The 21177-nt window shown below is 40.0% G+C and carries 14 protein-coding genes; 8 read left to right on the top strand and 6 right to left on the bottom strand.

Annotation, left to right across the window (positions count from 1 at the left end; translation table 11 throughout):
- Positions 1-53 precede the first annotated feature (53 nt).
- Positions 54-491, bottom strand: a complete 438-nt coding sequence (locus tag ACED29_RS01460; RefSeq protein ID WP_124017558.1) for an OsmC family protein — start codon at positions 489-491, stop codon at positions 54-56.
- 457 nt (positions 492-948) lie between these two features.
- On the opposite strand from ACED29_RS01460, the gene ACED29_RS01455 reads away from it, so the two are divergent.
- A complete protein-coding gene (locus ACED29_RS01455; protein WP_124017557.1) occupies positions 949-3939 on the top strand; it encodes a TonB-dependent receptor in 2991 nt (996 codons plus the stop codon).
- Positions 3940-4224: 285 nt separating this feature from the next.
- Positions 4225-8562: a pullulanase-type alpha-1,6-glucosidase gene (gene pulA / locus ACED29_RS01450; protein ID WP_371696806.1), complete on the top strand. Its 4338-nt coding sequence runs from the start codon at positions 4225-4227 to the stop codon at positions 8560-8562.
- A 68-nt stretch (positions 8563-8630) separates the two neighbouring features.
- Here the strand turns inward: pulA and ACED29_RS01445 are convergent, their stop codons facing one another.
- Positions 8631-9281, bottom strand: coding sequence for a DsbA family oxidoreductase (locus ACED29_RS01445; RefSeq protein ID WP_371696805.1), 651 nt, complete (start codon positions 9279-9281; stop codon positions 8631-8633).
- Between the two features lie 425 nt (positions 9282-9706).
- On the opposite strand from ACED29_RS01445, the gene hpf reads away from it, so the two are divergent.
- Entirely contained in the window at positions 9707-10063 is a 357-nt protein-coding gene (gene hpf / locus ACED29_RS01440; RefSeq protein WP_011636558.1) for a ribosome hibernation-promoting factor, HPF/YfiA family, read from the top strand.
- 171 nt (positions 10064-10234) lie between these two features.
- On the opposite strand, the gene ACED29_RS01435 is transcribed toward hpf, so the two are convergent.
- On the bottom strand, positions 10235-10957 hold the full coding sequence (locus ACED29_RS01435; RefSeq protein WP_124017554.1) for a YebC/PmpR family DNA-binding transcriptional regulator: 723 nt from the start codon (positions 10955-10957) through the stop codon (positions 10235-10237).
- A 401-nt stretch (positions 10958-11358) separates the two neighbouring features.
- On the opposite strand from ACED29_RS01435, the gene ACED29_RS01430 reads away from it, so the two are divergent.
- Complete coding sequence (locus tag ACED29_RS01430) at positions 11359-11604, top strand: TIGR02922 family protein (protein WP_182697920.1); 246 nt, start codon at positions 11359-11361, stop codon at positions 11602-11604.
- An 88-nt stretch (positions 11605-11692) separates the two neighbouring features.
- Here ACED29_RS01430 and ACED29_RS01425 read toward each other — a convergent pair whose 3' ends face one another.
- Positions 11693-12289, bottom strand: a complete 597-nt coding sequence (locus ACED29_RS01425) for a TetR/AcrR family transcriptional regulator (protein ID WP_124017552.1) — start codon at positions 12287-12289, stop codon at positions 11693-11695.
- Between the two features lie 145 nt (positions 12290-12434).
- On the opposite strand from ACED29_RS01425, the gene ACED29_RS01420 reads away from it, so the two are divergent.
- The 4 genes from ACED29_RS01420 (at position 12435) to ACED29_RS01405 (ending at position 16022) form a co-directional block, all read left to right on the top strand.
- A complete protein-coding gene (locus ACED29_RS01420) occupies positions 12435-13478 on the top strand; it encodes an alkene reductase (protein WP_182754833.1) in 1044 nt (347 codons plus the stop codon).
- A gap of 247 nt (positions 13479-13725) precedes the next feature.
- Positions 13726-15048 (top strand): leucine-rich repeat-containing protein kinase family protein, encoded by a 1323-nt coding sequence (locus tag ACED29_RS01415; RefSeq protein ID WP_371696912.1) that lies wholly within the window; start codon positions 13726-13728, stop codon positions 15046-15048.
- Between the two features lie 187 nt (positions 15049-15235).
- The gene (locus ACED29_RS01410) at positions 15236-15427 is read left to right on the top strand and encodes a CopG family transcriptional regulator (protein ID WP_101085561.1); all 192 of its coding nucleotides are present in this window, start codon (positions 15236-15238) and stop codon (positions 15425-15427) included.
- A 250-nt stretch (positions 15428-15677) separates the two neighbouring features.
- Entirely contained in the window at positions 15678-16022 is a 345-nt protein-coding gene (locus ACED29_RS01405; RefSeq protein WP_011636566.1) for a zinc ribbon domain-containing protein YjdM, read from the top strand.
- Positions 16023-17334: 1312 nt separating this feature from the next.
- Here the strand turns inward: ACED29_RS01405 and ACED29_RS01400 are convergent.
- Positions 17335-19377, bottom strand: a complete 2043-nt coding sequence (locus ACED29_RS01400; RefSeq protein ID WP_371696803.1) for a DEAD/DEAH box helicase — start codon at positions 19375-19377, stop codon at positions 17335-17337.
- Positions 19367-20539 (bottom strand): DUF1837 domain-containing protein, encoded by a 1173-nt coding sequence (locus tag ACED29_RS01395; protein WP_371696801.1) that lies wholly within the window; start codon positions 20537-20539, stop codon positions 19367-19369. The genes ACED29_RS01400 and ACED29_RS01395 overlap by 11 nt, the downstream gene beginning before the upstream one ends.
- Positions 20540-21177 lie beyond the last annotated feature (638 nt).

The raw sequence follows: 21177 nt of genomic DNA, 5'->3' as shown, positions 1-21177 counted from the left end.
TCTCACGCATAATGCTGAGAGGGTTATTATTATTGATTTATCACAACAAATACTTAGTGTTTTATTTCAACTTCGCATGCTAATGAGTTAGCAATAAAGCAATTTGCATGGGCTTTTTCATGTATTTTAGCTAACGTTTCTTCGTCAACGTCAACCCCTTGTGCAAATGTCACTTTTGGCGCTAATGTCATTTTAACCACGGCCACTTTGCCCGCTTCATTTTTGCCTAAATCAGCAGTGGCATTATCAACATAACTGGCCACAGGCAGCCGCTTTAAATGGGCAATCGCTAAAAAGGTCAACATATGGCATGAAGACAAAGCCGCGAGCAAACTTTCTTCTGGATTCACTTTATCCGCGTTGCCTTTGTATTCTGGCGCAGATGACGCTTGAATGCTTTGCCCTGTGCCAAACTTAACCTCATGATCGCGATTAAATTCACCTTCTTCACTAGGTGAAGACTGCCAATTTACCGTTAATTTAAAGCCCATTTTGTACTCCCCAAACCCCATTAAAGTGGTATTTATAACAACTTAATATAGCGTGTATTACCGCTGAACAGCGGGTACTTACCAAACGGTAACACATCTGTATTGATTCAACACCAAGCGTACCCCAATGTCCATTAATTTGATCTGAATAGTCAAATTGAAACACCCACCAAATGTGACTAAATCGTGGTAATCAATGTTGCGAAACCGCTATGCATCAAAGTGAATCAGATAACTTTAAAATCAGTTGCTTACATGGTTAACATGACTATTTAGTTATGTGTTTTAAAACAAGGTTATGTTATCAATTTGTAATGAATACGTATGCATTGTGTTGTGTGTTATTCAAGCTAATGCCTAGTATATCGGAATAATAAATGTCCAATATTTAGATTTGTCTGCGCGAGATAACTGAGTATTGGATCACTAATAAGTCGATATGGTGAGGGAAAAACCAATGCTCAAAAGCAAACCCAGTTTATTGTCATTAGCCTTAGTGGCAGCAGGTGTGAGCGTGATGTTCATGCCTCATATTGCAATGGCTAATGATGATGTTAATCCGCTTGAACAGCCAAGTGCCGCTAAACAAAGTATTGAAGTCAATAAGCCTGCGACGACGGCCGATGACGCTAATGCAAGTGAGCTTGTCGCCACCAGTGCTGTAGTCAGTCTTGCAGCAAGTGACGAGCCGATTGAACGTATTGCGGTCAAAGGTTACAGCCGCAGTCTCATTGATTCACTTAACTCAAAACGGTTTAGTGACACAGTGTCAGAGCAGTTGTCGGCAGATGATTTGGGGGCATTGCCTGATGTATCAATGGCAGATGCATTAACACGCTTACCGGGGATTTCTGCAGTACGTACTGGTGGGCAGGCGGCAGAAATTAACATTCGCGGCATGTCTGGTGGGTTTGTATTTTCGACCTTAAATGGCCGCGAGCAGGTATCAACCAGCGGTTCGCGCAGTATTGAGTTTGATCAATATCCCTCTGAGTTGATTAGCTCAGCAGCGGTTTATAAATCGCCTAAAGCATCGCTTATAGAAGGCGGCGTTGCAGGTACGGTTGAGTTACAAACCGTCAGCCCACTGAGTATCGATAAAGATTATAGCTTTGTTATTAATGCCCGGGGTATGCATAACGATCGTGCCAGTGAAGTGTTTGGCGCAGAAGAATATGGCAGCCGTTTAAGCTTTTCTTACCAAGGTAAGTTTTTAGAAGATACCTTAGGTATTGCAGTCGGTTATGCCCGCCTAGAACAGCCCAGTGTTGCCACCCAATTTATTGGCCTAGCGTACAACGACTCAAAAGAGCTAGATGGTCTGGCAAACGACACTAACGGCCCGGTTGATAACCCAGACTTTGAATACATCAGCGAAGGGTTTGAAATGCAGCATTTAGGTGGCGTTGAAACTCGCAATGGTTACATGGGCGCAATTGAGTGGGCACCCGTTGATAACTTTGTGGTTAAAGCCGATGCATTTATGTCTCGTTTTGACAGCGAATCATTTGCACGAGGATTTCGAGCAAAATTGGGTGGTCGCAATGCCAGTGTCGCCAATCCTGTATATGATGGCAACAGCGTGATTGGCGGTACGTTTAATCGCACCTCTAAAAGCTACACTCGAGTTGAAATTGTTAATGATGACAACCAAGATTTTGATGAAGTAAACAGTTTTGGTGTCAATGCGGATTGGCAAGTTACCGATAAGCTCAATGTCAATCTTGATGTGTCGTTGTCGTCAGCCAAAAGTGACTTCCGTAATGGTTTATTGTGGTCAAATGTGGCCGTCGATGCCAATGCCGACACACCGATATTCGATGAGAATGTGTCAATTAGTTACTTGCTCAATGGTCTAGATTTACCCGATATCGGTTTTAATCAAGCGGAGGCTTTTTCTGATGTAGACCGAGTGATGGTCAGCAAATACGGTATTTATCCTTTTGTGAATGAGGATGAAATGAAAGCCTACCGAGTCGATTTTAAATACGATTTAGAAACCGACATTATATCCAGTGTAGAATTTGGTGCCCGTTATTCAGATCGTACTTACTCTAATAATCGTTCGGTATTTGAATACGGTAACGACGGTGCTTTTTCAAAGTCTGAGCCACCGCTTAAACTGACCGAAGACATGACCACAGTTGTCGATTGGCAAGGTGATTTTAGCTACTTTCCTTCTTACTTAGCGATTGATTTGGACGCAGCATTAAATGCTTGGTTCCCTGATGGTATTCCACAACCGGTACAAACTTGGGGTAATGCTGACGGGGTTGTAGATCCTCAAGGCTATACCACTAACTACTCTTGGACTGTTTTGCAAAGTGGTGAAGTGTATGAAAAAGTGATATCTGCCTATGTGATGGCCAATATCAATACTGAAATTGGCGGCATGCCAGTGACCGGTAATATTGGTGTGCGCATGGTTGATACCGATCAATCTGCCACTATGCTACAAAACGTTGATGGCGATATTAACCTCGGTGCGCAAAATATTACTGACAGTATTGGCATTATCAACCAAAACTATGTGTCGACGGTTCAAGGTATCAGCTACACCGATTACCTACCATCGATTAACTTAAATTTTAAAATCACCGATGACTCTCAAATCCGCGTCGCGGCTGCCAAAGTCATGTCACGCCCGCCAATTAACCGCTTAGCGGGCGATATCAGTGCGTCGGTATCAGACGATGGCAAGATTAATGGTTCGAGCACTAATAACCCATTTTTAATGCCATTTTATGCCGATCAATATGACCTGTCTTACGAGTACTATTTTGATGAAGGCGCCTTTGTTGCGGCGGTATTCTACAAAAATATAGACTCATTTATCGACACGATTGCCATTGAAAACTTCGATTTTCAAGCAAATGGTTTTAACGTGCCAGATTACATTGTCGATGAGATCAGTGGTGAACAAATTGCCACCACTAACGGTACCTATACCACCGCCGTTAATAATGCCAAAGGCGGTTATATTCGCGGCTTAGAACTGGCTTATACCCAAGTGTTTGCCTCACTTCCTGATGCATGGTCCGGCTTAGGCTTTAATGCCAGCTATTCGTATACCGAATCAGAAGTGCAGTCTATTACTAGTCTTGGTGGCGACACCACAACTCAAGACCTACCGGGCTTGTCTAACAACGTGGTCAGTGCAACCTTGTTTTATTCCTATGAAGGGTTTGAAACTCGTGTCAGTGCGCGTTTTCGCGACGAATTTGTGTCTGAGCAAGTGGCCATTAATGAGCAAGTGGTGAACTTTGACGCAGAAACCGTGATCGACTATCAAGCATCTTACCAAGTGAATGACGGCTTAGGCCTGCTGTTTCAAGTCAATAACCTCACCGATGAACCGACTAAAAGTTATTTCGGTAACCAAAATAAAACCGGCACTTTACAGTACTTTGGCCGCGAATTTTATTTGGGGTTCACTTATGCCATGTAACCAACAAGCGGGTTTATTGCTTAATCTGAACTCGGGATGAAGTGTGTATTTATAACGATAATAATCAAAACCTTAACTAGATTTCACTGCCAAACTTGTCATTTGTTTTACTCACAAGGTGAATTAACGCGTCAATAGCGAGCCTATGGCAAATTAATTCAACGTAGTTAGCAAGACAAAGGGTTGTTTGAAAGGCGTTTATTATCTCGAGTTCAGGTTACTTATAAAAACAAATAAAAATTATCCGATTGCCAATGGGCAACATGCGATAGGGAGAAGTCAGTCATGATGATTAAATCAATAATGTCGACGATCAGTGTATTTGCGCTAAGTATGGCCACACTGATGGGTTGTGGTGGTGATTCGTCAGCACCAGGGGAAGTATTATTAACTTGTAATGTACCCAATGTGCCTAATGCCGCGGGGACTGAATGTGTGGCGCCGCCGCCACTAAGCTGCCCAGCACCTAAATTTCCAGATGTTAAAAATGAAAGTTGTATCGTTGGCTACAATTCTGAACTACCTATGCCTGTTGTATTGGCTGGGCCAAATCAGGCTGTGTTGTATTACAACCGTATCAAAGACAAAGACAACAGCAGCAGTAATCCAAATTATCCCGGTTATAAACTCCACACTTGGAACAACGACACCTGCGATGCCTATGCGCCTCCATATGACTCAAGCGACTGGGCCAATGGTCACTCGTTCGATGGTATCGATCCCAACTATGGTGCTTATTGGCTAATTAACTTAAAAGACGGCTATAGCGACTGCGGCAACTTTATTATCCATGTTGGGACCGAAGGTTCGGGTAAAGCGCTGGGTGACACTGACTTAACCATGAACCTTAAAGCCTATGAAGATGATAGTGCGCCAGAAGCACAGTTTAATCGGGCTAACTTCACTATTCATGGTGAAGGAGATGTGTATGATTATCCTATTTTAGACGTTGGGTTTTCTATTGATGGTGCCAGTGCGCATTGGTTAGATCAAAACACTTTTGTATGGAATGAGCCTGCCGACGGCGTGGCGAAGTTTGTCTTACATCACTCAGCCACTGCGGGTATTGAGGTCGATAACGACGGTAATATCAATGGGGCGCAGCTAGAGTTAATCGAAACTGAACTCAGTGATGCACAAAAAGTATTAGTGCCACATTTAGCAAGTTGGCCAGCCTACCAAGCTAGCTTTACTGCCGATGAAGCGAAAGCCATGGCCAAAGAGCAGCTGGTGCTGGTGGCTTACGATAGTGATAATAAACCCATAGCAGCAACGAATGTGCAGGTCGCTAAAGTGCTCGATGACTTGTATACCAAAGGTGATAATGACGCCGACGAGGCTAATTTAGGTGTGATTTATGACGGCAGCAACATTAGCGCCAACGTATGGGCACCAACGGCAATATCCGTTAATGTAAAGATTTTTGACAGCGCTAAAAAGCTCACTAAAACCCACGCAATGACCTTAAATGCAGCAAGCGGTATTTGGTCCTTTAGCGGTGACATGAGCTTAGACCGCCAATACTATCGCTATGAGCTGAAGGTATATCACCCCATTTCGAAGAAAATAGAAACCCTAGAAAGCACCGATCCTTACTCATTAAATGTGTCTACTAATGGCCGTTATAGTCAGTTTATTCATTTAAGCGATGCTGATCTCAAGCCCGCTGGGTGGGACGGTCATACGGTAATGACTGTTGAAAATCCTGAAGATATCGTGATATACGAAGGTCATGTGCGTGACTTCAGTGCTCGGGATGAAAGCACTTCTGCAGCTAACCGTGGTAAGTACCTAGCATTTACCGAGACGGGGAGTGCGCCAGTTGAGCATTTACGTAAATTGGCTGAAACAGGGGTAACACATTTTCATGTGCTACCAACAACGGATATTGCCACTATCGATGAAGATCTCACAAAACGCATTGAAATCACCGATACACTCGGCAAATTGTGCACCCAAATTAGCGATACAGCTAACGCCTGTAAAACTCAAGATAAAGCCGCGACAATCGCATCTATTTTAGCTGACTTCTTACCTGGTTCTGCAGACGCACAAGATTTAGTCGGCGCGCTACGCAGTTATGACGGTTTTAACTGGGGTTACGATCCGCATCACTTTATTGCACCAGAAGGCAGTTATGCCTCAAGCCCAGAGGGTATTGCACGCGTTAAAGAACTGCGCGCCATGAACCAAGCGCTGCATGAACTTGGCTTACGTGTGGTACTCGATGTGGTCTATAACCATACTAGTGCATCGGGCCTATGGGATAACTCAGTATTTGATAAGCTTGTACCGGGTTACTACCACAGATATAACGAGATCAGCGGTAAAATAGAAACCTCTACCTGTTGCGATAATACTGCTACCGAGCACCGTATGATGGATAAGTTTGTCACCGACTCTCTGGTGATTTTAGCTAAAGAGTACGGTTACGACGGCTTCCGTTTTGATGTGATGGGTCACATGCCCAAAAGCAGTATTTTAGCCGCGCGTGATGCTGTGCAAGCGGTTGATCCCGACAACTATTTCTATGGCGAAGGTTGGAACTTTGGTGAGGTTGCCGACAATCGCTTATTTGAGCAAGCTGTACAAGCGAATATGGCGGGTTCTGAAGTAGGAACGTTTAACGATCGTATCCGTGAAGCTGTGCGCGGTGGAGCATTATTTGCTACAGACAAAAAAGATGATTACTTACGTGATCAAGACACCTTACGTTTATCCATGGCAGGTAACTTACAAAACTTCGTGTTAAAAGACTTTAACGGTAATTCAGCTAAAGGCAGTAGCTTTAGCTGGAACAGCCAACCAACAGCTTACGCGTTAGACCCTGCCGACAGCATTAACTATGTGTCCAAGCACGACAACGAAACATTATGGGATATTTTACAATACAAACATGATGTTGGTTTATCACTTGAACACCGCGTTCGGGTACAAAACATTGCCGCAACCATTCCATTAATGAGCCAAGGTATCCCCTTTTTACAAATGGGTGGCGACATGTTGCGCTCTAAATCGATGGATCGTAACACCTATGATGCCGGCGATTGGTTTAACTGGGTCGACTTTACCAAAAACAGCAATAATTGGAATGTTGGGTTACCGTTAGCACAAGATAACGAGACTAAGTGGAGTGTGATTAGTGGGATTTCGGCTAACCCCAATGCTGCTGCATCTATGTCTGAAATCGATTTTGCATCATCGGTATTCAATGAGTTCTTGGCCATCCGTCACCAAAGTAAATTGTTCCGTTTAACCACAGCGCAAGACATTATCGACCGAGTGGGCTTTCATAATATCGGTAAAAACCAAAAGCAGGGCGTGATTGTGATGAGCATTGACGACGGCGCAGGCTTAACCGATATCGATCCAAGCGTTGATGCCATTGTGGTGATGGTTAATGGTAGTGCTCAAGAGCAAACTCAGACCATTGCCACCGCTAGCGGTTTTAGCTTGCATGCAAAGCAGCAAGTGTCGATAGACAACGAGGTGCAAAACGCTAGCTTTACTCAAGGAGATGGTGAAGGCACATTTACCGTACCCGCTTACACCACTGCTGTGTTTGTTAAAGTACAAGGCGAAATGCAAGGCGAGGGCTTAACAGCCAATGCGACAGCAGGCGCACCAGATGTTGTCCCTTTTGGCAGTACAGATGTATTTGTGCGTGGCGATATGAATGGCTGGGGTGAGGTTGATAAGCTCACTTATGTCGGTAATGGCGAATACCGTATTGCGATTACCTTAACTGCAAATAGTTATAATTTTAAACTGGCATCAGCAGATTGGAACACAGTTGATTTTGGTGCAATTTCTAGTGATGTGGCCGTTGTTGATGAAAATGTGGCTGAATTGCTTGCTGCCAAAGGAGCTAACATGACCTTTACAGCATCACGTGACGCAACCTACGTGTTCTCATTAAATGCGGCAGACAAGCAGAACCCTGTGTTATCGGTATATAACCAAGAGCCTTTTGCTGACACCCCAGTATATTTACGCGGTGACATGAATGGCTGGTCTACCGATAATGAAATGGTCTATTTAGGTGGCAGTATATATCGTGCTGAAGTCATGGTTACCGCTGGAACCAAAGGCTTTAAAATGGCCTCTAGCGACTGGGATAGCGTCGATTATGGTAGCTTAGATGCAGATGGCACAGTGCAGCTGAGTATTGGCAAAGCACTGGCTGTAAAAGGTGGCAATTTAAGCATCAATATTGAAACAGATGCGATGTACAGTTTTACCTTTGATATGAGTAATCGTAATGCCCCTATTTTGACCATCGACAAAACAGACATGTTTGTCGGTAATACCGTTTACATTCGAGGTGGCATGAATGGCTGGGGCGAAGTAGATGCATTGGCCTATCAGGGATCATCTATTTACCAAGTCGATATTGTGTTAGCCGCCGGTGATAATGAATTTAAAATCGCGACAGCAGATTGGTCGACAATTGATTTTGGTGCCATAGCAGGCGATGACGCTGTGAGTGAAGGTTTGTTGAAAACCTTAGCGAAAAAAGGCGCAAACATGCACTTTAATGCCACAAGCGCCGGTACCTATCGCTTTACGGTAACAGGTCCAAGCTCTGAGTCACCTACTTTATTAGTGACAAAGTTGAACTAGGTTTAGTGATTATCCAGTAAACACAAAACCCAGCGCAAGCTGGGTTTTATTTGTTTAATTAAAACGGTTTAAGCGTCTTCTGTCGTCAGTTTACTAATTAATTCAGCAATAGTGTCGGGATCTTGTGCGCCAGAGACTAAATATTGTTGATTAAACACAATGGCGGGGACGGCTTGGATCCCGCGGCTGATCCACAGTTGCTCTTCCTCTTTTACCGCAGTTTCAAAGCGTTTGTCTGTGAGCACTGCTCGTGCCTCATCAGCATCTAAGCCTACCTTTGTGGCTGCTTCAATGAGAACTTCAATGTCATCTGGGTTTTTCTGATCAGTAAAGTAGCTGCTGAACAACGCCAGTTTCAATTCAGTTTGCTTGCCAGACTCCGCCGCCCAATAAAGTAGCTGGTGGGCCTGTAGCGTGTTATAAATTCGCGATGCGTCAGAAAAGTTAAACTCAAAGTCTAAATCGGCACCCATTTGGGTTAATCGTTGACGATTTTGTGTACTTTGTTCCGGTGTTGAGCCGTATTTCTCGGCAATATGTTCACCTAAGTGTTGCCCTTCAGGCCCCATTGCGGGGTTTAGCTCAAACGGATGCCACTGCAATTTAACCTCTAAATCGTCAAATTGACTCAATGCTTGTTCAAGTCGGCGATAACCAACAATGCACCATGGGCACATTACGTCAGAAATAATATCGATTTGCAGTTGATTCGTTGCCATAGGGATCCTTTATAAAAAATTAATTCGACTTCATTTACTAAAGTCTAAACAGATAAAAAATGTATAGTTGCTTACAAAGTAACTGCTTTTAGTGGTTATTTGTTTGGTTTGTAATCACTTGTGAGAACAAGCCAAAAGTTGCAACCTTTGTGACATTATTGTGTCTATACTTAATCAGTAATCTGATGTTTAATCAATGTAGGGGTTAGGTCAATTTGATATACCCCATGCACGTTTATTAATGGCACAGTGATAAAGTACGCAAGGAGATATAAAACACATTATAGACTTGAGTACTTGTGACGCAAAGCACATGCCCTATGTCTAAATATGTCAGTCTGCATTTGTGCAACACCATAATTTATGTCAGCATGCAGTTGTGACACGCGATAAATTTGGCAAGTAAATTCTTTTAAGGACAATCTATGAAAATAAATCTTTCTGGTCACCATGTTGATGTTACAGACACTGTCAAACAACACGTAGATGAAAAATTCGCTAAAATAGCTAGCCATTTCCCCACGCTTATCTCGCTAGATATCATCATTGCTAAAGAGCATGGTGAATATGATGTTGAAATTAGAACTAACTATGAAGGAACTCGCATTGCTGCTAAAGGTACTGATTTAGTCATGTATCCCGCTATAACAAGCGCTGCTAAAAAACTCGATGCGGCACTAAAGCATCGTAAAGGTCAATTGAAAGCAGATTTACATGAAAAACCAGATGTAACTGCACCAGAAATTGCTTACGAAAAAGTTCAAGAAATGGACTTACGTTAAGTACATTCGTTGATTAAACGACATTAAAAAACGCAGCCTAAGCTGCGTTTTTTAGTTTGGTCTGCTCAAAACACTAATACTTCAAAACACTAATGCTAGGGAAGATGACGTTTGGCTCGCGGCTAAGTCATCTAGTTCCTAGACTTGTAGCGTTTCTCGTTTCAGCGAGTTTTATTCTTCGTTAATCTCAGCGTTGTGATAAACGTTTTGTACGTCGTCACAATCATCAAGAGCAGCTAAGAATTTTTCAAAACTTTCAATGTCTTCGCCAGTAAGTTCTGTCATGGTTTGTGGCACAAATGCTAAATTTTCTACCTTAAAATCAATCTCTGGAAAGGCTTCAGTTAACACTGTGCGGGCATTGTTAAACTCTGACACTGGCGCAAATACGCTGATGATGCCATCTTCAAGCTCTACATCGGCAACGTCGACGTCAGCCATCATAAGCAGTTCTAAAATAGCTTCATCGTCATCACCATCAAATACAAATACTGCTTGATGTTCGAACATATGGCCAACAGTACCAGGGCTACCTAACTTGGCATCATTTTTAACAAATGCTTGGCGAACCTGAGTAAAAGTACGGTTACCGTTGTCTGTTAAGCAATCAACAATCACCATACAACCGCCAGGTCCAAAACCTTCATAGCGGGCGGTATCATAATCTTCACCACCACCGCCACGAGCTTTTTCAATGGCACGTTCAATAACGTGTGCCGGAACTTGATCTTTCTTTGCGCGGGCAATCAAGCTACGAAGAGCTAGGTTACCATCTGGGTCAACGCCGCCTTTAGCGCAAATGTAAATCTCTTTACCATAGCGTGAGTAAATTCGTGTCTTTTGGCCGGCGGTTTTCGCCATGGACTCTTTTTTATTTTGATATGCTCTGCCCATCTTAATCTCGTTTTTTAAATGTTTAAGGCTAAAAATTGTCATCGATTCTAACAGGAATTAGTTGTGCTGTTTAGGTGCAGGATCTAAATTTCACGTAAATAGGCTTGATAATACGATAAATATTATTAAATTCAGTATTCGCACCTCGTCTCATTAGTGAATAATTTTTATACTAACATCTCAAGCCTGTTAATTTTATGTATCAATTACTTTGAATCAATAATACAATTTAAACATAATTATCATTTAATGATAAAATACAATAATAAGTTGAAAGGTGTTTTTGTTGTCTAAAATCAATAGATTAAGTGTTTACCTTTTGATAAATAGATGAGTTGATGAGCTAGGTTATCAATATCATTTCTACCCTGAACCAGTATGCTGTAAATGAGAATGCGAATATGAAATCTGAATCTGCTGAAGGTCAAACATCAACTGCCACTGTGACTATTTTGTATTATGAAGCGCCTGTTGGTTTAGAAATGCATAATGCTGTCATGACCGACTTACATGTCAGCAACACAGGACGCGTAATGATCCCAGAATCATTTCGTCGAGGTAAGTCAATTATTGCGGTGTTAGAGGGTGAGTGCAAAATACTTAACTCGTTAGGTGAGCGTGTTTATTCACAGCGTGTATTGAGCTAAGCACTTATTGATTCTAAAACTAAAAAAGACACCACAATGTGTCTTTTTTGGTTATTGCTATGCTACTTGCTATTTAGCAATATGGTGATTAATCATTTGATTCACAGCGTAATAAATCATTTAATAGCTTATCTGCCAAAGGCTGTAATACTTGCATATTAGGTTCGGTATGAGCCACCGTTCTTAAACCGTATATTCCCATCACCAAATATTGCGCTAAAAATTGGCTGTCACTGTCTTGTGCGATTAACTTCTGTTTTTTTGCTGTATCAAATACTTGCGCTAACGACTGCTGCCACAGCTGCAAAAATTCACAGGCCATAAGTCTAATTTGCTCATCTTGCTCGCCCATTTCACTGAGTGATTTGGTCAGTAAGCATGACTGGGTCGCATCGCAGCTTAAACATTCTTGTACGATTAGGGCTAAATATGCACCTAAGTTGTCTACCGCTGAATCATCATTGGCAAATAGTTGCTCAAACTGCTTACTGCGATCTTGTTGATATTGCTCAATTGCAGCAATAAATAAGCCTTTTTTATTATCAAAGGCACAGTAAATTGAACCCGGATGTAGTCCCGTTGCTTTAGTGAGATCTTGCATGCTGGTTTTAGCGAATCCATTCACTAAAAAGGTGCTCATAGCAGCACGTAAAACAGTTTCTCTATTAAATTCAGCGTGTCTCATATCTGGTCACTTCTGGTTAACAACAAAGCGTGATAACTCATCACACTTGAGTCTAACTAAATTTTACCGACTATTCAAAAAATACTTGAATGTCTATTCAAATACGATTAATCTTGAACGCATATTCAAGAATGGAGTTAACCACATGACGGCCAGTTTATTTACCCCTTACAAACTCAATGACACCTTAACATTATCAAACAAGATTTTAATGGCACCATTAACGCGTTGTATGGCGGATGATGACCTTGTGCCAACACTGAAGATGGTTGATTACTATGCTCGCCGAGCTGAAGCTGGTTTAATTATCAGTGAAGCGACAATTATCCGCCCAGATGCCCAAGGCTACCCAAACACCCCTGGCTTATTTACTCCAGCTCAAATTGACGGTTGGCGTAAAGTGACCGATGCCGTGCATAAAAGTGGCGGTAAAATCTTTGCTCAACTTTGGCACACTGGCCGTGTAGCACACCCACATTTTTTCGATGGTGGTGATGTTCTTTCTTCTTCTGCACAAGCGGTTGAAGGCACAGTGCCTAGAATGCGCGAACTCGTTTATCAAACACCAAAAGCGGCCACCTTAGATGATATTAAGCAGTTAGTGGTTGATTATGCTCAAGCCGCGGCAAATGCGATTGATGCTGGCTTTGACGGCGTTGAAATTCATGCCGCGAATGGTTATTTAATTGACCAATTTTTGCATCATGACAACAATCGCCGTGAAGACGAATACGGCCAAACTCCGGCAAACATGTCACGCTTTGCTTTAGAAGTTGTTGATGCTGTGGTTGCCACAATTGGCGCAGATCGCACAGCTATTCGAGTTTCTCCTGGTGCCTATTTTAATATGGCCGCCGATCCACGCGACCGTGATGTGTTTGACTATTTATTACCTGAGTTGGCTAAACGCAATTTAGCGTTTTTACATGGCGGTATTTTTGACGACTCAATGCAGTTTGATTACTTAGGCGGCAATATATCGACCTATTTGCGCAGTGTTTATACTGGCACCTTAGTGGGTGTCGGTAGTTATACCGCCGAAACGGGCAGTGCAGCCATAGCCGACAACAAATTTGATTTGTTGGCAATTGGCCGTCCATTTATTGCCAATCCAGATTACGTGGCAAAAGTGCGTGATGGCGGCGAATTAGTGACATACGCCGACAGCATGTTAGCGGAACTGATTTAACGTTATTTGTTGTTTTAGGTTACTAACGTCAATGGAGGTTAGTAACCTAGTGTGTAGGAATCCATTTCTAAGCCGTACTTGATGTACTAGAAATGGCGCTAAAATTATCAACCCCAATTTGTGTTTTTTAGCCTCCGTTTTGACCACAGCTACTGCTGTGGTTTTTTTTGGTAAAAATTTAGCAGAAATTTGTCTCCGTGGGCGCAGTCTATTACTATGGCGACAATTTTCGGCAAAGAGAAACATGATGCAGACACTGCAACAATTAAATGATGGTTTGTTACTGGGTTATCAACGGATCAGTATCGCTGAACAACTTACGCAATTTCCTACAAAACTGTTTGAATTAGCCGATACCCTAGAAGTACTCGATCTTAGCAATAACCAGTTGTCGTCGTTGCCAGATAACCTTGCCGATTTACATCAACTTAAAATCTTGTTTGTGTCGAATAACCTATTTGAACATCTTCCAGCTGTATTAGGTCAGTGTCCAAAGCTCGAAATGATAGGTTTTAAAGCCAATCAAATTCGTACCGTACCGGAAGCATCCATTCCAAAACAAACCCGTTGGTTAATTTTAACCGATAACCAAATTGAGCAATTGCCAGACAGTTTAGGTCAATGTCATCGGCTCGAAAAGCTTGCGCTTGCGGGTAACCGATTAACAGCATTACCTAATAGCATGGCAAACTGCCATCAATTAGCCCTGATCCGATTATCGGCTAACCAGCTTACCGCTTTACCAAATTGGTTATTTGAGTTACCTAACTTAGCCTGGTTAGCCTTTGCAGGTAACGCGTTCAGTCATGTTGAACATTGCGATAATACTCGCGTACCTGTAGTGCCATTAACCCAGTTTACTTTAGGTCAGTTACTCGGGCAGGGCGCATCTGGACTGATTTACCAAGCCACTCACCATGCTGAACACTCAGATGAGGCAAGCTTTAGCTGCCAGACTGATGTTGCGATTAAGTTGTTTAAAGGCATGGTGACCAGCGATGGTTACCCAGCAGATGAGCTTGATTGCTGCTTAACCGCCGGCGAACACCCAAATTTAATCAATGTCGTGGCACAAATTAATCAACCAGAGCAACTGGGTTTAGTGATGCAACTTATCCCGCCAAGCTATGGCAATTTAGGTTTACCGCCGTCGTTGCAAACCTGTAGCCGCGACACCTTTGAAGCGCAAACCGTATTTACTTGGGCTCGCATAACTTATATTGCCAGCCAAATGGCTGATATTTTGGCTCATTTACATCAAAATGGGATTAGCCATGGCGATATCTATGCCCACAACATCATGATAAATACCCAAGATAACGTATTGTTTGGTGACTTTGGCGCCGCCTCAAATTTAAAACAGTTTACCCCACAGCATTTGCAATTAATGCAAGCGATTGAGGTTAAGGCATTTGGTTATTTGGTCGATGACATGCTAAACCTCATCGATAACCCAAACACACAACAAGCGACAATGTTGCGCCAGTTAGTACAAGATTGCTTGCAGCATAGCTCATCAACAAGACCGAGTTTTAAAGCGCTGTTACCCCGTTTAGCGAGCATTGTGTAACAGATAAACACACTCGGGCTAAGGCATCATTAGGTTTACCCTGCCTAGTTGTTTCTTAACTCGGGTGAATGCCCCAAGTTAATGGCTCTAGCTAATCGTACGGCGAATAAAAAATCCAGAATATGGTCTTTAGCCACACACTGGATTATAATCAAATTATCATGTCGTAATGAAAGGCTAGCCCACTGTGGAAAATAAAACTGCACGTTTTACTGTATTAATGGACCCGCTAAAAAAGCAGGCATTTGAACAACTGTGTGCTGCGCAAGATCTCACCCCATCACAAGTCACCCGTCAGCTTATACGCGAATACCTCGAAAAGCATGATGTGAGTTTTGCTGACAATCAAAGTCGCCCCAATCCACAGGTAAAAAGCTAAGCTTTAATTTGCCTATTGTTAGGCTATTCGCGACGTTAGTGGTAATCCCAATCGTTACGTTAGCAGGTGAGTGGATCAGCTGGTTTATTATCCTAGGGTAGTCAATTTGTGATAATAGCATTATAATGTCATTACAATATTCGGCAGGGTAGATACTTTTCTATCTCACGCCAATCGATAAAGCCTGTCGAACTGCGTATTAGCGCTGTTAACGTGTTCGACAACTGCCAAGAACACTGAGAGTAAAGATATGAGTGATGTAATCCCGCCATGCCCAAAATGTGAGTCTCCGTACGCTTATTCAGACGGCACATTATTAATTTGTCCAGAATGCGCCAATGAGTGGAACCCAAATGAAGAAGTGGTTGATCCAGACGCTATCATTTTAAAAGATGCCAACGGCAACTTATTAGCAGAAGGCGACAAAGTCACCTTAATCAAAGACCTTAAAGTAAAAGGTTCATCACTCGTGCTTAAAGTTGGCACTAAAGCAGTGATCAACCATTTTGTCGACGGCGACCACGACATCGATTGTAAAGTGGATGGCAATGGCCAAATGATGCTGAAATCGAAGTTTGTTAAAAAACAAAGCTAATAACGATTGAACTAGTCGTTATATGTGACCATTAATCAGCTTGATGCTGATTAACAAAAAATCCCTGCAGGCAGTAATGCCAGCAGGGATTTTTTTATGGACGCAGGTTCAAGTCCCGCCGCCACATCTGAACGGGTTATTATTGTTCCAAAAAGTATACTGTTTAGCAATGCCCGAACGCATGTTTGCCCAGTTTTGCTCCCCAAGTGCAATCACTTCCGTGACACGCTGTAAACCCATCCCTGGGCGCTGTGCGAAAATATCGATGTTTTCGATGGTCACAGCCGCGATTACACCTGTCGTTTAGTTATCTTCGATTCAACCTTGTTTGTAACTAAGCGATCTAACTCATTTTTGGAAAAAAGTGGATTAGAACTTATCTTTTTATAAAAGTTTACCCTGATTTCACTAAATGCGGCTCTATTTTAGCTTATGGTTTATAACCTATGGCCTGCGGCCACTGACGTCGTGGCGCTTCGCCCACACCAGACCAAGAGGAAACCAACGGCTGTTCCCTCTTGGAACTCCCAGCCGCCCCGCAACATTTTCGCTCTTTACAAAACAACAGCTGCGAAAAGTCGCCATGGGGTCAGATTTAACTTTGACCTACATTTGCAGACTGCCTCGGCCTTATTCGAAAATGCTAACGCTTCCGATGGTACATCCTGTACCGCGAAAGCTAGCGGGCCATCCATGGCCAGCTCACGCTATTTTCTTCAACGGCCTCAAGTTCAAAGCTGAATTTAGGCTTTTTCAATCAAGGAATCTAAATCATTTATGGACAAAAGTAAGTTAGGGCTTAAATTCTAATTTATGAGACTTTAATTAGAGAAAGTATGGCTTGTTATGTTAGTATCGCTTACCCATATTGCCCACACCGAAGTTCAACACTGCTCGCGGCGCGGATCAAGTTTCCAGTCTACTGGTAATAAATAGCCCCAAGAGAATGGGGCTATTTGAGGGCGTAACAGATTAAGTCATAAGCAGCCTAGATTTTGTTTCAGATGACTCCCCCACTAAAACGTCTAAGTCTCGATAAGTTGAAGCCAAAACCTATGGGTGTCCGCAATTTAAGAGCATAATAACAATGATCTTAGTTTCGAAAAATCACACAGTTAAATCTAAAAAAGAGAGCCGAGCCAAAGCTAATATTTGAAGCAATCCTCTCTTTTTATCATGCCTGTCTCGATAAGCTCCCAAGTTATATGCAACGGTGGTTGTGACCAAAAATTGCACTTTTTAAAACAATAACCACTAGGTTTGCATGCTTTAATTGAGTAATGCAATGATATATTTTAAATAAAATTTAAAACTATAAGGATTCAATAATTCGTTTACTAAAAGGTGATAAACGATTAAAAAAGTCTTTCCCTATTATTTTTTTTAATTTATTTTCAGTTCCAACCACTTCTTGAAATTTACTTATTTCATTAGCAATTAAGACAATATCTTCTTGTGGTATTCCTAAATCACTTAGTATTCGCTCATAGCCATCTATTGAATCAAAGTAATTTTCTATCATATGAATACTTTGAATAAATGCTCTATTTATTGATTTGTCAAATAATTTTTTACTATTAAATAGTTCATATATACCGACAACTTTCATCATCTTGAATTTTATAAATTCGTCAATCTGAAAAAGTGTATCAATGAATTTATTAATATCATCAACATTAGGGCTATATTCTTTTACAAATTTATCAATTACAGGTTTTAATATACCTCCGCAAATCATTAATTGATAAACAGCATCAAAAATATATTCCTTATCAAACTCAAAGGAGTAGTTCTTAGTCTGCAACCCTCCTAAATATGAATTTTCACTATTAAGCAGTTTGAATTTAATATCATGGATGACATTCCATTCTTTCTCATGCTTTGTTATTACGTCATATATTTCTATAAATTTAATTAATAGGCTTATTTCAATTTCAGAATCGATAACTTCAGAAATATCTATTCTAAAGTTATCGACTAATATTTCTTTTAAATCTTGAATTTTCTTTTCTGCCACACCATCGCGCGAAGACTTTTCTAAATATAATATTTCATCTTCCGGGCTGTTTGTAATGACCTCATCAATTTCATATAGTATTTTTAAATCAATCCATTGATCAGGATTATATAGCTCAAGTATTTTTTTATCATAGATATAAATTTCACCCATTTGAGGGTCTTTAGGATTTAACCGACCAACCCTACCAATAAGGTTATTTAATTCAAATGTTCCACGCGGTGGATCATAAATAATCAACTTATTAGTTGGAGTGTTTATACCTTCCATTAATGTACTTGTACAAAGTATTGTATGTATACAACCATCTGCCTTTGAATATTCGTGTTCAATATATTTTCTAAGAAATAAAGGGGTTTTTCCATGATGGATTCCTATTCCTTTCTTTAAATAAATAGAATAATACCATTGGGGATGAATGTTCTCAGATATCCAATCAATTATATCACTATCAAACAAATGGTAGTTGTCTTCATCATTTTTTAAATCTGTTTTATTAAGAAATGACCTTATGCTGCTAGGAGAGTTAAAGTAGACAAATTTTTTATCATTAGAAAATTTAAAGTTAACTATTGACTTATCAGGTTCTAATTCAATTTTGTTATACACGAGGTTTAAGTTTGTAATGAATTTCACAATTTTAATATCACTTTTATCAAAATCTACGCTTTTTATGAATGGGCCAAGTAATAATATTTTGTGTGATTTTTTTATTAAGTATTTGTATATATGATTCATTTTAATAATTCTACTATTTGTTTCCTTTAGTTCCTTTTCATATTTAAGTTTGTAAATTTCATCATATACAAGTAAATCAATCTTAGTACTATCGATATAATTCTTGAATTTCTTACTGCTTATTCTTTCAGGGACTACGATCATAATTTTTTTTGATACATCATAATATTGATCGAGTTCAGCATCCGAGGTGATTAATATATATTCCCCATTGAAAAAATTAAAACATTTCTTACGCAACTCATTCATTAAAGAAATGGTAGGAACGACAAAAATTATATTTTCTAATAAGTTTACATTTCTTGCTATAAACTCTAATGCAAGAAATGTCTTACCAAAACTTGTAGGCGCACTTAGGAACAGATTATTATCATTTAAGATATTTAAGCATTCAATTTGTTCATTTGTTAGAGTTATACTTTCATCTAAAATGGATTTTTTAATCGCATTACCAAATCTCGAAAAGAATGTGTTACTTTGGGAGTAAATTGATAAGTTGGTGAAATCCAACTCAGCTTCAGATATATTTTCTCCACTATATATCCCCTTAAGAAAGTAATTTCTTAAAATATTCATATTTGGATCGAACTTATTTGGCATTTAATTCTTCCCATACAGCCTTACTTTTTTCACTAAAAAAAGTAAGGTATTCTTTTTTATTTATAATAGGTAAAACAAATAAGACAATATTAAAATTATTTTTTAAATCATTTAACTTGGTATTTTTTTTAACAACATTAAGAATGTCGTCGTATTCTGTGAAGTCGTCACAAATCAAGAACAAAACTAAGTTTTCTTTTACCTCCTCATCTATTTCAATTACCTCATGAAGCTCATCAGTTTTTATATTTCGAAACAATTCAATTTTATGATTAAAGACTTCTTGACTAACCTCGTTATGCTCAGTTAATGATTTTATAGCTTTATTAATCGCACGATTTAAATCACTATAGAATTTAGCTTCTAAGTAGTAGATTTCTTTTTTGTCTTTCAAATAAATAGTCCCATCATTACCATATACCGGCATGTTTGGCGAGGTTTTGAAAACAAGTTTAGGGTAAATATACTTTTCGTTCGATTGCTCAGACAAAAACTGACTAAGCATAATATGCATTAAAAACTCCCCTATATCGCCATGTAAAGTAGTACTAGAAGTTTTTATACCCGTTTTAGAAATAAACCCAATACTCTTCAATGCATCAAAATACTTGAGTTCTCTTTGTTTATCAGTATATTTAATCTTTGGTGCATATGTACTTGCAACTTTAAGAACATTTTCTTTATTGAATATTTTATCATTAATTACATTAAAAAGAATACTACTAGAATCCAGTAATTCGCTCCATGTGAAAAACTTCATTTTAATTTTATTTAAATCATTTTTATTATTATTGTTACTGAACTCCCTCTCATTCCCCTCTATTGTAAAAGTTCTATAGTATGATTCCTTATCATATGTATTTGAAGTATTAAGCCCTAACTCCTTACATATTAATTTTTTAGTATTCGATGGGACAGAAGAGTACTGAAAGGTATTTGAATCTTCATCAAAAAGAATGCGGCATACGGTATAATTAGGAGCATTATTCCCTTGTTCATAGTAGCTAACAACAAAAAATAAATGTTCTTGTGAACGACTAAATTTATTATAAAAATCAGATACATTTTTAACTCTGTCTTCCATCGTAAATGGGTATGTACCTACTTTAGAAAATAATTTAAATACATAGCTACGAGTTGTATAGTGTATTAATACGTTCATAAATTCCCTTTTTACTTACCTTTCGATTCATTGGCCTTGTTATGCATTACTACTCAGACCCTTGAGTAAGTTAGCTTTGGTATAGCCAATATAGGCAGCCTTTGCATTTCTATCTAACTCTCATGAGACGTATTATTTTGAATAAACTCATGGTTCATGAGGTCACCCAAGTTGACTTCATTTGTACCAGATAGCTCTGACAAATTTTTCTGTAACTTATCCAAGTTTCCATTTGATTTAAAACTCATACCCTTTATATAGTGCGTATGTGCAGTTTTCAAACCTATCATCTAAACTATCAACACCATAAGTATCTGACATTACACATTAATCCCATATCTAACAAGTGTAAGTGCGCACAGTTCACGCATTTTTCTCCTCTAATTCGATGAATAACCAATACGACTGTATAAAATGACAGCTAACCAGCATTTACTACACATGGAGAAAATCTGCTTTTTAAATTAAGGCAAAGCATTTGGAGGAAGTATGAGTTTTAGACTAACAATAATGTCGAGCATAAGTTTTTCTATGAGAATCTAAATGCTGTAAATCTTTAATGACTCTGGGGTTAACAAGTTTTGGGGCATAAATGATTTGCATACCTTGCTTGCAATTGGCGTGATTCAACTCTGAAC

It is taken from the genome of Shewanella sp. 5S214 (assembly GCF_041439795.1).
Classification (GTDB): Bacteria; Pseudomonadota; Gammaproteobacteria; order Enterobacterales; family Shewanellaceae; genus Shewanella; species Shewanella vesiculosa.
This window is presented reverse-complemented; position numbering and strand designations above follow the sequence as displayed.